The organism is Nocardiopsis valliformis DSM 45023, from assembly GCF_000340985.1.
GTDB classification, from domain to species: Bacteria; Actinomycetota; Actinomycetes; order Streptosporangiales; family Streptosporangiaceae; genus Nocardiopsis; species Nocardiopsis exhalans.
Map to the genome: position 1 here is coordinate 1 of NZ_ANAZ01000041.1, position 13724 is coordinate 13724.

Annotated in this window: 10 protein-coding genes; 4 read left to right on the forward strand and 6 right to left on the reverse strand. The window is 69.2% G+C overall.

Features of this window, described 5'->3' with window-relative positions:
• Positions 1–480 precede the first annotated feature (480 nt).
• The 6 genes from D457_RS0127205 to acs form a co-directional block, all read right to left on the reverse strand.
• On the reverse strand, positions 481–972 hold the full coding sequence (locus tag D457_RS0127205; protein ID WP_017583841.1) for a SixA phosphatase family protein: 492 nt from the start codon (positions 970–972) through the stop codon (positions 481–483).
• A 341-nt stretch (positions 973–1313) separates the two neighbouring features.
• A complete protein-coding gene (locus D457_RS0127215) occupies positions 1314–3752 on the reverse strand; it encodes a sodium-translocating pyrophosphatase (RefSeq protein WP_017583843.1) in 2439 nt (812 codons plus the stop codon).
• A 737-nt stretch (positions 3753–4489) separates the two neighbouring features.
• Positions 4490–4999 (reverse strand): DUF309 domain-containing protein, encoded by a 510-nt coding sequence (locus D457_RS0127220; RefSeq protein WP_026117079.1) that lies wholly within the window; start codon positions 4997–4999, stop codon positions 4490–4492.
• 61 nt (positions 5000–5060) lie between these two features.
• Entirely contained in the window at positions 5061–5993 is a 933-nt protein-coding gene (locus D457_RS0127225; RefSeq protein ID WP_017583845.1) for an alpha/beta fold hydrolase, read from the reverse strand.
• 6 nt (positions 5994–5999) lie between these two features.
• A complete protein-coding gene (locus tag D457_RS0127230; RefSeq protein ID WP_017583846.1) occupies positions 6000–6488 on the reverse strand; it encodes a phage holin family protein in 489 nt (162 codons plus the stop codon).
• A gap of 218 nt (positions 6489–6706) precedes the next feature.
• Complete coding sequence (gene acs, locus D457_RS0127235) at positions 6707–8677, reverse strand: acetate--CoA ligase (protein ID WP_017583847.1); 1971 nt, start codon at positions 8675–8677, stop codon at positions 6707–6709.
• A 206-nt stretch (positions 8678–8883) separates the two neighbouring features.
• Here acs and D457_RS0127240 point away from each other — a divergent pair, with 206 nt between their 5' ends.
• The 4 genes from D457_RS0127240 (at position 8884) to D457_RS0127255 (ending at position 13724) form a co-directional block, all read left to right on the forward strand.
• A complete protein-coding gene (locus D457_RS0127240; RefSeq protein ID WP_026117080.1) occupies positions 8884–9696 on the forward strand; it encodes a Fic family protein in 813 nt (270 codons plus the stop codon).
• Positions 9697–10588: 892 nt separating this feature from the next.
• Positions 10589–11761, forward strand: coding sequence for a septum site-determining protein Ssd (gene ssd / locus D457_RS0127245; protein ID WP_017583849.1), 1173 nt, complete (start codon positions 10589–10591; stop codon positions 11759–11761).
• A 131-nt stretch (positions 11762–11892) separates the two neighbouring features.
• Positions 11893–13035, forward strand: coding sequence for a TadA family conjugal transfer-associated ATPase (locus D457_RS0127250; protein WP_017583850.1), 1143 nt, complete (start codon positions 11893–11895; stop codon positions 13033–13035).
• A complete protein-coding gene (locus tag D457_RS0127255) occupies positions 13023–13724 on the forward strand; it encodes a type II secretion system F family protein (protein WP_026117081.1) in 702 nt (233 codons plus the stop codon). The genes D457_RS0127250 and D457_RS0127255 overlap by 13 nt, the downstream gene beginning before the upstream one ends.

Here is a 13724-nt window from a genome sequence, read left to right on the forward strand (position 1 = left end):
ACCAGCTGGTTCCGTCTGCTCTTCCGTGGAAGGCTTTTTTCTTCTGCTTCCCGGTTGCTTTCGCGTCCGTTCTGCTTCGTTGTGTCTTTACTTTATCAGGTGTTCCGCGCCCCGCCAAATCGGCGGTTTGTGTGAACCAGATCGGGGTAAAGCCCGTTGTGCTTTTCCCAGTCTAGCGTTTCCTCGGCGGTGTTTTTACCGCGTTGTTTTCGCTGGGCTGTTTGAAGCAACTCTCTGAGTTTACATGGCCCGAGGAGTGCTCGAACCGCTGTGTTTCGGAGAGTGTCTGACTCGAAGATCCGATCACGCCCACGGAGAACCCGTGTTCGCTTCGACCGAGAAGATCGTGCTCCCCTAGCGGCCTTGGGCCGGTCGGAGGCGACTCGGAGAACATTACCCCCCACCCCGGGACGATGCAAACGATCGAGGACGTGTCCTGGGTCACATCCTGGGTCACATCCTGGATCACGCCCCGTTCGTTCAGTTGAGGATGCTGCCGGCACCGGTCCCGGGTGCGGCGTACAGCCACTCGACCTCGAGGTCCACGGCGGCCACGGTCGCCGGGGAGTAGGCCACCAGGGCTTCACTGCCCACGAAGGAAGCGGCCACCTGGGCGATGGTCGGGTTGTGGCCGACCACCAGGACCGTGCTCACGTCAGCGTCGACCAGGTTGACCAGTCCCAGGAGTTCGTCCGCTCCCGCGAGGTAGGCGGCCTCGGCGTAGTCGGTCTCCGGCCGGGAGGAGAGTCCCCCGGAGAGTTCCATGGCGCCCAGGACCCCGTCCAGGGTCTGGCGGGTCCGCTTGGCCGCAGAGCAGATCACGTGGTCCGGGGTGTACCCCCGCTCGGCGAGCAGCTGGCCGACGCGTTCGGCCTGGCCCCACCCCTTCGTGGTGAGGGCGCGGTCGTAGTCCGTGACCTCATAACTGTCCTCGGCCTTGGCGTGGCGCATCAGCAGGAGCGTCCGGTTCATGACGACAACACCGTCGCGACCACGGCGAGGAGGGCCATGAAGCCCACCATCGCCCCCACGATGACCAACAAACCCTTGAACCCCGACAACGCCACTCCCTTGACCATGTGGTCGGTCCGCCGTGACCTGCGCGGTCACGCTCACCCAGGTTAGGTGTGTCCTCACCACCCTGGACGGCGCCCCTCCCTTGGTGTCCCCTTCTCTCTCCCTGTCCGCTCTCTTGCTGACCGCACGCGGCGCGGCCGCCCGGGGGTCCCGGACGGCCGCGTGCTCAGACAGTCTTCAGAAGACACTGTTCAGACAGAATCACTGTCCAGACAGAAGAAGAGGAGTGGGAGGGGTTAGCCCTTGCCGGCATCCCCCGCGCGGGCTTCCTCCCTACGGTCGCCGTCCTTGTTCTCCGGACCGGTCTCGGTGCCGTCCCCGGAGACCTCGGTGTCGTCCCCTTCGGTGACGGCGCCACCGTCACCCGATTCGGGGGCGTCCTTGGGCGCGGAGGCACCACTGATCTCGGCGAGGTCGGTCTCGGTACCCGCGCCACGGTTCTTGGACCAGAGGATGGCGCCGACCAGCACACCGACCGCGACCACGGTCACGCCAACCCGCAGAGCGGTGTTGTCCGCGTAGAGCACCACGCTGGGCGCGACGATCAGGGCCACGAGGTTCATCACCTTGAGCAGCGGGTTGATGGCCGGGCCCGCGGTGTCCTTGAAGGGGTCGCCAACGGTGTCGCCGATGATCGTGGCCTCGTGGGCGGCGGAACCCTTGCCGCCGTGGTGACCGTCCTCCACAAGCTTCTTGGCGTTGTCCCAGGCGCCGCCGGAGTTGGACAGGAACACCGCCATGAGCACACCGGCGGCAATGGCACCGCCGAGGAACGCACCGAGCGGGGCGTACCCGAAGGCGAACCCGACCGCGATGGGGGCCAGGACCGCGAGGAGACCGGGGGTGACCAGCTCGCGCAGCGAATCCTTGGTGCAGATGTCGACCACCCGCGCGTACTCCGGCTTCTCCGTGCCGTCCATGATCCCCGGGCGGGTGCGGAATTGGTTGCGCACCTCCAGGACCACGCGCTGGGCGGCGCGGCCCACCGCCATGATCGCCAGGCCGGAGAAGAAGAACACGACGCTGGCACCGATGATGACGCCGACGAGCACGTCGGGCTGGTCCAGGGAAAGGGAGAAGGAGTCGGGGTCGAGCCCGGCGAGGCTGAGCTGTTCCTGTACCGAGGTACGGAACGCGCCGAACAGGGCGGTGGCGGCCAGGACCGCGGTGGCGATCGCGATGCCCTTGGTGATCGCCTTGGTGGTGTTGCCGACGGCGTCGAGACCGGTGAGGATCTCGGCTCCCTTGCCCTCGACGTCCCCGGACATCTCGGCGATGCCCTGGGCGTTGTCGGAGACCGGACCGAAGGTGTCCATCGCGACGATGATGCCGACGGTGGTGAGCAGGCCGGTTCCGGCGAGGGCCACAGCGAACAGGCTGAGGGTGATGGATCCGCCGCCCAGGAGGAACGCCGCGTACACGGCGCCCGCGATGAGCAGGGCCGAGTAGACCGCCGACTCCAGGCCGACGGAGATGCCGGACAGGATGACGGTGGCCGCGCCGGTCTGGGAGCTCTCGCCGATGTCCTTGACCGGGCGCTTGTCGGTCTCGGTGAAGTAGCCAGTGAGCAGCTGGATGGCGGCGGCGAGCACCAGACCGATGAGGACCGCGGCGACCGCGATGAACCTCGGGTCGGGGTTGGTGCCCGCTTCGGCGATCTCGGCCATGACGCTCTCGCTGACCCCGTTCATCTCCTCGAAGCTGCTGGGCAGGTACCAGAAGGCGGTGGCGGTGACCAGGACGGCGGAGATCGCGGCGGAGATGAAGAAGCCGCGGTTGATCGCGGTCATCGCGGTCTTGTCCTTGGCCTTAGGCGCCACGATGAAGATGCCGATGATGGCGGTGATGACACCAATCATCGGGACTAGCAGCGGGAAGACCAGGCCCTCGGTGCCGAACGCGACCCGGCCGAGGATGAGCGAGGCGACGAGGACCACGGCGTAGGACTCGAAGAGGTCGGCGGCCATGCCCGCGCAGTCGCCGACGTTGTCGCCGACGTTGTCCGCGATGGTGGCGGCGTTGCGCGGGTCGTCCTCGGGGATGCCCTGTTCGACCTTGCCGACGAGGTCGGCGCCGACGTCGGCGGCCTTGGTGAAGATGCCACCGCCCACACGCATGAACATCGCCAGGAGCGCGGCGCCGAAGCCGAAGCCCTCGAGGACGATGGGGGCATCGCCCCGGTAGAGGACGACGACGAGCGCGGCACCGAACAGGCCGAGGCCGACGGTGATCATGCCCGCGACTCCACCGGTGCGGAAGGCGATCCGCATGGCGCGGTGGTTGTCGCTCTCACCGCCGCCCCTCGCGGCCGCGGCGACCCGGACGTTGCCGCGGACCGCGAGCCACATGCCGATGAACCCGGTCGCCGCGGAGAGCAGCGCGCCGAGGGCGAAGAAGAGCGACCGCCCGATGGCGATCGCCCAGCTGTCCGCGGGCAGCAGGAGTAGTAGAAGGGGGATGGCGACGACGAACACCGCGAGGGTTCGGAACTGCCGTTTCAGGTAGGCCGCGGCTCCTTCCTGGACCGCGACCGCGATGTTGCGCATTCGCTCGGTGCCCTGACCGGCGGCGAGAACCTCACGAACCAGCATCCCCGCGACGGCGAGCGCGAGCAGCGCGACCACCATCACGACGATGACGAGGGTGAGGTCCTTCCCCTCCAGCGCTAGAGCCATGCCACTTCCAGTGGCGAGGTTGAGCCCAGACAATCCGTCCTCCTTGAGACGGGCACGTCCTTTTCGGCCCCTCCGCGAAGGCGTGCGGAACGTCGGCCTCGTGGGCTTCGGTGCCGCGCACCGCCGTGGACGTACCGCTGTCCGAAAGGCATCTGAACTGGCTCAACGGCACGCTTGTCGGGGTCGAAGCGGTGCCACCTTTCTGTGTGGTGCACGCCGTCCGCAGTTACTCACGCGCGGACGGTGATCCGGGGATTCTACGCACGGAAAGAAATAAATCAGAGAGCTGATTCGGCATTTGCCCAAGAGAGATTAAAGATGTGATCTCACGGTGATCTTGGGAATCGGATAAAGTGATTTATCGACCTGATTGATCGCGCATAGCTCCGCATAACGTGTTAACTCGATGTTAACGTTAAAGCACGCAGAAGCCCATGAAAGGGAAGATTGCCGCTTAGGGATCAGAAGCCACAGGGGCCTCGGGCGCACCGGACACACCAGGGAGAAGCGGGATTCCAGGCGGCTCCACGGCGATCGTCTGACAGTCGCCGGAAAACACTCGCCGTCCCTGCACCGCTTCTTGACATCCCCTGGGACGGGGTGTGATTTCGGCCTGGACGGAATCACGCTCCGGGCAACCGTATCCCGAAAAGGCCGCTGTCGCCCGGAAAACGAAAGACTCCGTCCCCTCGCCGCCCTCTCTATGGTCCCGCTCACCGGGCGAGACAGATCTACACCTAGCGCAAGCGCATCCCCGAGGGGTCGATACCGTCGCCGGAGGTCGCGCGGCCGGAATCAAGGTCGTCGGCCAGGGCCCGGGCGAACGCCGCCACGGCGGCCACGTCCACCCCGTGCGGAGCATCGGGGCCGAAGGGCTCCACCCGGTCCGCACCGCGCCGAAGCAGGCGGGCCGCACCGACCCGGTTGCCGCGCTGGGCGTGTGTGACACCCACGGCGGTCTGTGCGAGCCCCCGCCACAGTTCACGTTCCGGCTCTTCCACGGACTTCCACACCGCTTCGAGCACTTCGTGGGCGGTGAAGGCGAACCCGCTGTCGAGCAGGCGTTGCGCCTCGGCGATGCCCTCCTCCACGGTGAACACGGCGTCGTCGGGAACCCGCTCCACCTCGCCGACGCTGCCGTGCGGCATCGGGCGACCGTAACGGTCCCGCGGTCGCTGGTTCTGTGCCTGCCCGGTCTCGTTACGATCGCGGACTTCGTCCGCCCCGGGTCGAGGTCCCGTGCTCATGCGTGCCTCACCGCCGTTCGCCGCTGCATACCGCTGGTTACCGCTGTTCACCGCCGGACGTTCACCGCTGTCGGCTGTCGTCCGCTGTCGGTCGTTCGCCGTCGATCTCCCGCAACCACCCTACGAGAGCCCGCTCCACCTCGCGCGGGCGCTCCTCGTGGGGAAAGTGCCCGGCACCCGGCACCCGCACCCAAACGAAGGGGCCGAGAACATGCTTGCGGGAGGAGCGCGCGGTATCCGGCGGACACACGGGGTCCAGGGCCCCGTGCAGTTGGAGGACGGGGACCCGGACGGGGAGCCGCATCCGGTTGACGTACCTGAGCCCGTCCGTGCGCCACCGCGACCGGAAGATCCAGCGGTGGTACTCCAGGGAGCAGTGCGAGACCTTGGGGATCGAGAATGCGAGCCGGTAGCGCTCCTGCGCCTCCCGGTCCGGCCAACCCGGGGCGGACCACTCGTCGAGGAGCTCGCCCACGCGCACGCAGCCGTCGGCGAGGAGGCGGTGTTCGGGCAGGATCGGCAGCTGGGCGCGGAGCATGTGCCGGGTGCCCGGCCCACCGGAGAACAGGACGCGCGCCGCGCGCCGGGGATGGGGGGCCGAGATCGCGGCCAGGGCGCGGACCGCACCGGGGTGGTAGGCAGTCATGGTCCATCCGACGAGCCCACCGACTCCGTGGCCAACCACGGCGGCGTCGGCCGCGCCGAGCGCGCGGACCAGGCTCGCCATGTCCTGGGCCAGCCCCACGAGGTCGTAGCCGCGCGGAGTCTTGTCGCTGGCCCCGTAGCCGCGCAGGTCGACCGCAACAGCCCGGTACCCGGCCTCGGCCAGTGCGGGCAGCTGGTCGCGCCAGGCCCACCAGAACTGGGGGAACCCGTGCAGGAGGAGGACGAGTGGGCCCTCGCCGAGTTCGGCCACGTGGAACCGGGCCCCGGCTGCGCTGACCGTTCGGTGGGTCCAGGGACCGTCGACGTAGGCGGCAGAGTCGTCCAGCACCGTCGGCTAACGGCCGGCGGGAGCGGGGGTCTCGCTGTCCGCGGCGGTCTCGACGTCAGCGCTGCGGGGCGGTCGGATCTCACCGCGCAGGATCCCCATGAGGCGCGAGGTGGTGACCGCGGTGCGGGCCAGGCCCTGGCGGCGTTTCAGGTTGATCACCGCGACCAGGATGAGGAGGGCGGCGATCAGCAGGTAGAAGCCGGTGACGGTCAGGAAGGAGAGCCAGAAGGCCCACCCTGCCACTTCGGCGAGGAAGAGGCCCACGGTGACCGAGAACAGGATCAGGACCAGGTGGAGGACGAAGGCTGCGGCCCCGAACTCCCCGAGGCTCTTGCCGATCTTGACCGCGTCGGCCTTGGCTTCGAGCTTGGCGAGCTTGATCTCGAGCCGCACGATGCGGGAGAGATTGTCGGTGGCGTCGGAGACCAACTCACCGATGGAGCGGTCGGAATCGCTGGCAGCGCCAGGTTGGCCGGCACCCGGCTTGTCCACCATCGTGGGGGTTCCCTTCTCTCGGTGCGAACACGCGGATGATCCTCCGCATCCTCGCACATGCCCTCCCTCCCATGTCTCTCACGGCACGCAAAACCGGGGGCTTCGGTTTCGTCACGTGAGTGAGCGGGAACGGCGCCCCGCCCCTTCGTAAGGAAGGAACGGGGCGCCGGGGTCCCCCGGCTGGACGGTGGCCAGGAGACGGTGTGGCTGGGAGAGGGTCAGTCACCCTGCTTGGCGGAGGGCAGCTGCTTGGCGATCACGTCCATGATCGAGGAGTCGGTGAGGGTCGAGGTGTCACCGATGTCCCGGTTCTCGGCGATATCGCGCAGCAGTCGGCGCATGATCTTGCCGGAGCGGGTCTTGGGCAGCTCGGGAACGGCGAGGAGCCGGGCGGGCTTGGCGATCGGGCCGAGCGAGGTGCCGACGTGGTTGCGCAGTTCCTGGACCAGGTCCTCGGGGACCTCCTCCAGGCCGCCGCGCAGGATGACGAAGGCGACGATGGCCTGACCGGTCACCTTGTCGGCGGCGCCCACGACCGCGGCCTCGGCGACCTTCGGGTGGGAGACCAGCGCGGACTCCACCTCGGTGGTGGAGATGTTGTGGCCGGAGACAAGCATGACGTCGTCCACGCGGCCGAGCAGCCACAGGTCGCCGTCCTCGTCTTTCTTGGCGCCGTCGCCCGGAAAGTAGAGGCCCTCGAAACGCGACCAGTAGGTGTCCTTGTAGCGCTGGTCGTCGCCCCAGATGCCGCGGAGCATGGACGGCCACGGCTCGCGGATGACGATGAAGCCACCATCGCCGTCGGGGACGGAGTTGCCTTCCTCGTCCACCACGTCGGCGGCCACCCCCGGGATGGCGCGCATCGCGGCGCCCGGCTTGCCCGAGGTAACGCCCGGCAGGGGGCTGACCATGATCGCGCCGGTCTCGGTCTGCCACCAGGTGTCCACGACCGGTGTGTTCCCACCGCCGATGTTCTCCCGGTACCACATGTAGGCCTCGGGGTTGATCGGCTCACCGACCGAGCCGATGACGCGCAGGCTCGAGAGGTCGTACTTGGCGGGGATCTCGTCGCCCCACTTCATGAAGGTGCGGATCGCCGTGGGCGCCATGTAGGCGATGGTGACCTTGTACTTCTCGATGAGCTCCCAGAAGCGGCCCTTGTGCGGGGTGTCCGGGGTGCCCTCGTACATGACGACGGTCGCCGCGTTGGAGAGCGGGCCGTAGACGATGTAGGAGTGGCCGGTCACCCAGCCGATGTCGGCGGCGCACCAGTAGACGTCGGTCTCAGGCTTGAGGTCGAAGACCGCCCAGTGGGTGTAGGAGGCCTGCGTGAGGTAGCCGCCAGTGGTGTGCAGGATGCCCTTGGGCTTGGCCGTGGTGCCGCTGGTGTACATGATGTACAGCGGGTCCTCGGCGTCGTGGGCCTCGGGGGTGTGCTCGGTACTGGCGGAGTCGACGACGTCGTGCCACCACACGTCGCGCTCGTTCCACTCGACGTCCTGGCCGGTGCGGCGGACGACGAGGACGTTCTCGACCGCGGGGCGGCCCGCGACGGCGCCGTCGACGGCGGGCTTGAGGGCGCTGGGCTTGCCGCGCCGGTAGCCGCCGTCCGCGGTGATAACGAGCTTGGCCTGGCTGTCGTCCAGGCGCTGGCCGAGGGCGTCTACGGAGAAGCCGCCGAAGACGACCATGTGCACGGCGCCGATGCGAGCGCAGGCAAGCATGGCGACGACGGTCTCGGGGATCATCGGCATGTAGATGGCGACGCGGTCGCCCTTGGCCACGCCCAGCGAGGTGAGGGCGTTGGCCGCCTGGGAGACCTGGTCCTTGAGCTCGGCGTAGGTGATGGCGCGGCTGTCGCCGGGCTCTCCCTCCCACTGGAGGGCGACGCGGTCGCCGATGCCCGCTTCGACGTGCCGGTCCACGCAGTTGACGGAGGCGTTCAGCTTGCCGCCGACGAACCATTTGGCGTAGGGCGGGTTCCAGTCCAGGACCGTGTCCCAGGGCTGCTCCCACTGGAGCCTCCGGGCCTGCTCCTCCCAGAAACCGAGGCGGTCCTGCGCCGCGGTGTCATAGGCATCCGCCTTGACGTTGGCGTTCGCTGCGAGGTCCGCGGGAGGCGGGAAGCTGCGGGTCTCGTGGAGAAGGTTGGACAGTGTCTCCTGGCTCGGGGGAGTGCTGTCGGCCACTGTGATTCTCCTTACGTTGGCGGTTAACACCCAATTAATCATGTGGTCCATACCGCGTGAACAGCTGGGGCGCCATCCAGCGGCAGCGGGGGCCGGGCACGCGACGAACGGTCGGTGAACGGTCACCGGTCCGCGACGAGCGGTTCCGTGGTGCCCGGTCCGGGAGTGGGAGCACACGGTGTTACCGCCGCGTAGTGTTGTTTTTCGTGAGCGAATCGACTTCTGCCTCCGTGCCCGACCCGCTGTCCCGAATCGCCGAACTGCCGGGGGTGAGCGACGCGGTCGAAGAGACGCGGACCCTGGTCGACCGGCTGCTGGGACACCGCATCCTGCGCCGCCGGAGCAGCGACGTGTCCATGGAGTCCTCCCTGCGCGGCGCGTGTGCGTCGGCCGCGCTGGAGGGCGCCGAGGTCTCGATGGACGAGATCCGGGACGGCCACGTGTACGACACCCGGATCAAGGGTGCACTGCGGATCGGCGGTGAGCTGGGCACCCTGGTGGAGACCTGGCCCCAGGCGCCCCGCCAGGCGTTGGCGCGGCTGCACACGCTGGCCGCGGCCGACGCCGTGTCCGAGGACGCGCTGGGCCGCCCCCGGCTGGAGGGTGAGCGGATCGAGGACCCCCTCGAACTCGGCCCGGCGCCGAGCGCCGCCGGTGCCGCCGCCCGCCTGGAGGGCCTGTACACGCTGCTGGGCTCGCGGACGAAGGTGCCCGCACTGGTGACCTCCGCGCTGGTGCACGGCGAGCTGATGGCGATCCGGCCGTTCGGCTGGGGGGACGGTCTGGTGGCGCGCGCCGCCGAGCGGCTCACTCTCGTCGAGCGCGGCCTGGACCCCAAGTCGCTGGTCACGTCGGAGCTCGGACACCAGACCCTGAAGGACGAGTACGGTCCGGCTCTGCGCGGATACATGGCTGGCACTCCCGAGGGCGTCGCTGAGTGGGTCGTGTACTGCTGCCGTGCGGTGCGGGCGGGTGCACAGGACTCGCTGGCCACATGTGAGGCGCTCAAGCGCGGCTGATGTCGCTGGTCGGGCGATCCAGTGAAAAACCCTCAAGTTCGCGAAACTAGTTCATTTACCAACAAGTAGTAACTCGGATGCATATCAGTTCGGTCACGCTTGAACGTGAGCGCATGTTTCCGGATTGCTTCGAGTCGGTTCACATGCATGTTGAACGGCGCCCCGGACCGTTGGTCCGGGGCGCCGTTTCCGGCTCGCAGGCGCGGGTTAGCAAGCGTCACTATCTCTAGTCCGACCTGGTGGAACCCAGTTCCACCAAACCTGGACACGCCCTACGGGGCCCAGCGGAGCGTGGGTTCCCGCCCTCCGTGTCGGGGTGGGTCTTCGCCACCAGCTGCTTTCTTTCTACGCCGGTGACCCTTCTTCCAAAAGGTGGTTGACTGAAGTTTTTATGTTGGATTCCCGAACCCATACACACCATTGCGTGGTAGCGTCTGTTCTGGAGTTGAGCGAAGCACCGACAGCGCAGGGCTAAAGTCCCGGGTTCCCGGCTTTTATGGGTGCAGACCGCCAATGCGGACATTGCGCCCTGGAACGGAACCGCCGTCGTTCTTTGCGGGAAGTGCGAACTCGGATACCCCGCTCCAGGTGGTACCGGTTCGCGCGGCCACTCCCGATGGACCCTTCCCAAGAGAGCGGAGTCCGGCCTATCCCCCCAAGGCCGGAACCGGTCGGCCCCAGTTCCCCCTGTGGGGACCGCCCGATGCGCTCCGTCTCGCCTGACGGGCCGGGACACACGACAGCCCCCGTACGTGTGTCCCGCCCGCCGGGTGAGGACGTTTCCCTCCCGGGCCCGCGGAGTTATCCACAGATCAGAACTGGTCTCTTCCGCAGCGACCGCCGTTCGGCGAAGGTCGAAAGTGCAGGTTCTCCGCACTTCCCGGAAGGTCCGATGGACGTCCCGCAGCGCACCCTGATCGCCACCTCCGACCCCGACCTCCTCGACGATCTCCTCCGGCTCGCCGCCGCGGCTGCCACCGAGGTCTCCATCTCCTCCAGTCCCGAACAGGCACTGCGCGCCTGGGGCCGCGCCCCGCTCGTCGTGGTCGGGCAGGACCTGGAGCGCGCCCTCCGCGCCGCCGAACCCCCGCCCCACCCGCGGGTCGCGGTCGTCTCCCGCTCCGGGGTTCCCCCGTCCGCCGCCAACGGGGGCCGTGGCACCGGTGGAGCCGATGAGGTCCGGGTAGCCGATGCCCTGGACGACAGAGACGGCAGAGACGGCAGAAACGACAGGAACGGCAGGGAGCTCCGGGACGGGGGTACCGCCTATCTGCTGCCCCGGGACGAGTCGGCCCTCGTCGACCTCTTCGCCTCCGTCTCCGACCGTCCTCCCGCACCCGTGGTGTCCGTCGTCGGCGGCCGGGGCGGTGCCGGGGCGAGCCTGCTCGCGGTCGCGCTCTCCCTGGCCGGTGAGCGGGCCGGGCGGTCCACCGCCCTGCTCGACGCCGACCCCCTCGGCTGTGGCCCCGACATCTACCTGGGTTGCGACCACACCCGTGCGGACGCACGGACCGGCTGGGACGACCTGCTGCGCCAGCGCGGCCGGATGCCCTGGCGGACCCTGCGGGACGGCCTGCCCAAGGCCGGTCGGGTGGACGTGCTGACCTGGTCCCGGGGTGGCGGCAGCGACCGGGGACACCCTCTACCGGTCGGCGCGGTCCGGTCCGCGCTGGCCTCCGCACGACGCGGCACCGACCTGGTCGTGGTAGATCTGCCCCGCTCCTTCGACCCCGCCACCACCGTCTTCCTCAACCATTCCGCACTGGTGCTCGTGGTGGTCCCCGCCGACGTGTACTCGGTGGTCTCCGCGGCCCGCATGACCCACCGCCTCCAACAGGAGTCCGACCGAGTCCGAGTGGTGGTCCGCGGGGCCAGGGGCGGCCTGTCCACCGAGGTCATCGCCAAGAGCCTCGGGGTACAACTCGGGGCCGACCTGCCGGCCGAGCCCGGGCTGTCCCGGCTGCTGCGGGCCGGTGACGTGCCCGCACAGCACCCCAGGTCCCCGATGGCCAGGTACGCCGACCGCGTGGTGGACACCCTCGTCAGCACGGAGGAGGCCCGGTGAGCAGAGCACCGAGAAGAAGCGACCGGGGCGGGTCGACCGCGTGGGGAGGGTGGGCGGGGGTCGCTTCCCGTCGGGGCGGGGACGCCCGGCCCGGGGCCGCTCCCCCGGCTGCGGGCCGGGACGAGAGCGCTGTGCTGGAGCGGGTCCGCGACCGATTCGTGGCCGCCGGAACGGCGGTGACCCCGGCCAATGTCGCGGCCGCGATCCGCGCCGAGGGCGGCGCCCTGGGTGACCGGGAGCTGCTCGCCATGACCCGCAGACTGGCCGCCGAACTCTCCGGGGCCGGACCGCTGGAGGATCTGTTGGCCGCGGACGTCACCGACATCCTGGTTAACGGTCCGGACCAGGTCTGGGTGGATGCCGGGGACGGGTTGCGCCGGGCGCGCGACGTGCGTTTCGGTTCCGCCGACGAGGTGCGCAGACTCGCCCAGCGGCTGGCCTTCCAGGCCGGGCGGCGGCTCGACGCAGCCGCGCCCTACGTGGACGCGCGGCTGCCGAGCGGGATCAGGCTGCACGCCGTACTGCCGCCGATCTCCCCCGAGGGCGCCTGCTTGTCCCTGCGGATCCCACCCCGGAAGGTGTTCGGGCTGGACCGGCTGACCGCCTGCGGAAGCCTGACCCCCTCCGGGGCGGAGCTGCTGCGCTCCCTGATCGCCCAGCGCGTTCCTTTCCTGGTCAGTGGCGGTACCGGCACCGGAAAGACCACCCTGCTCTCCTCACTGTTGTCGCTGGTGCATCCGAAGGAACGGATCGTGCTCGCCGAGGACTCCCCCGAGTTGCGCCCCGAGCACCCGCACGTCGTTCGGCTACAGACCCGCCCGGCCAATATCGAGGGCAGCGGGGAGGTCTCCCTGGAGACGCTGGTCCGGCAGGGACTGCGGATGCGCCCGGACCGGCTGGTGGTCGGCGAGGCGCGGGGGCCGGAGATCGTGTCGTTGCTGGGCGCTCTCAATACCGGGCACCAGGGCGGTGCCGGGACCCTCCACGCCAACGGGGCCGAGGACGTGCCCGCCCGGGTGGAGGCGATGGGGTGCGCCGCCGGGCTCGACCGGGGCGCGGTGCACAGCCAGCTCGCCGCGACCAGGGTCATGGTGATCCACCTCGTCCGAGACGCTCGTGGGCGCCGCCTGTCCGAGATCCGGGTACTGCGCCAGGGGTCCTCCGGGCTGGTTCGGGCGGAACCGGCGGTGGCCTTCACCCCGGACGGACGCCGATACGAGTACCCGGGCGTGGCCGAGGTCGTCTCCCGCCTGGGCGAGGAGTGGCGGCGGTGACGCTCCTGGTGGTTTTCACCCTGGCGGCGGCTCTGCTATGGGCACTACCGGGCGACAGCCGCCATCGACTGGTCAGGCTGTTCCCCGACCGGTTCCGGTCGGCTCCGGCCGTGACCGGGAGGCTGGTCCGAGCGGCCCCCGTGCCGTCGTTGCGAAGTGCCCTCGCCCGTCGGAGCGCGGGAGAGGCGAGACGGCGGGCCGTGATCCTGCTGTGCCGGGTGATGGCGGCCGAGCTCAGGGCCGGGCAACCCCCGGAGACGGCCCTGCGGGTCGCGGCGTTGGAGGCGGGGCCGATGGTCGGTGAGGTGTCGGATGCTGCCTCACTACGCCGGGTAGCCGAGCGGGACGAGGACCTGTGGGCGCTGGTCTATCTGGCGGCGTGCTGGGAGGTGGCAGCGGAGACCGGTGCGGGGCTGGCCGGGGTGGTGGACGCGCTGGCAGTCAGCCTGACCGAACGGGAGGAGCAGCGGGCCGAGGTCAGCGCCAGGGCGGCCGGGCCGCGCACCACCGCGCTGGTTCTGGTCGGTCTGCCCGTGGTCGGGGTGGCGATGTCGGCGGCGCTCGGCGGATCGCCCTTGGTGTTCCTGTTCACCACACCGTTGGGTCTGCTGTGCCTGGTCCTGGGTGTGCTGCTCGACGTACTGGGCGCCTGGTGGACCCTGCGGATGGTCCGGGGCGCGGTGTCCTGA

Coding starts and splice junctions, on each gene's coding strand:
- D457_RS0127205 (WP_017583841.1), bottom strand. CDS start 972: ATGAACCGGACGCTCCTGCTGATGCGCCACGCCAAGGCCGAGGACAGT.
- D457_RS0127215 (WP_017583843.1), bottom strand. CDS start 3,752: ATGGCTCTAGCGCTGGAGGGGAAGGACCTCACCCTCGTCATCGTCGTG.
- D457_RS0127220 (WP_026117079.1), bottom strand. CDS start 4,999: ATGAGCACGGGACCTCGACCCGGGGCGGACGAAGTCCGCGATCGTAAC.
- D457_RS0127230 (WP_017583846.1), bottom strand. CDS start 6,488: ATGGTGGACAAGCCGGGTGCCGGCCAACCTGGCGCTGCCAGCGATTCC.
- ssd (WP_017583849.1), top strand. CDS start 10,589: ATGGACGTCCCGCAGCGCACCCTGATCGCCACCTCCGACCCCGACCTC.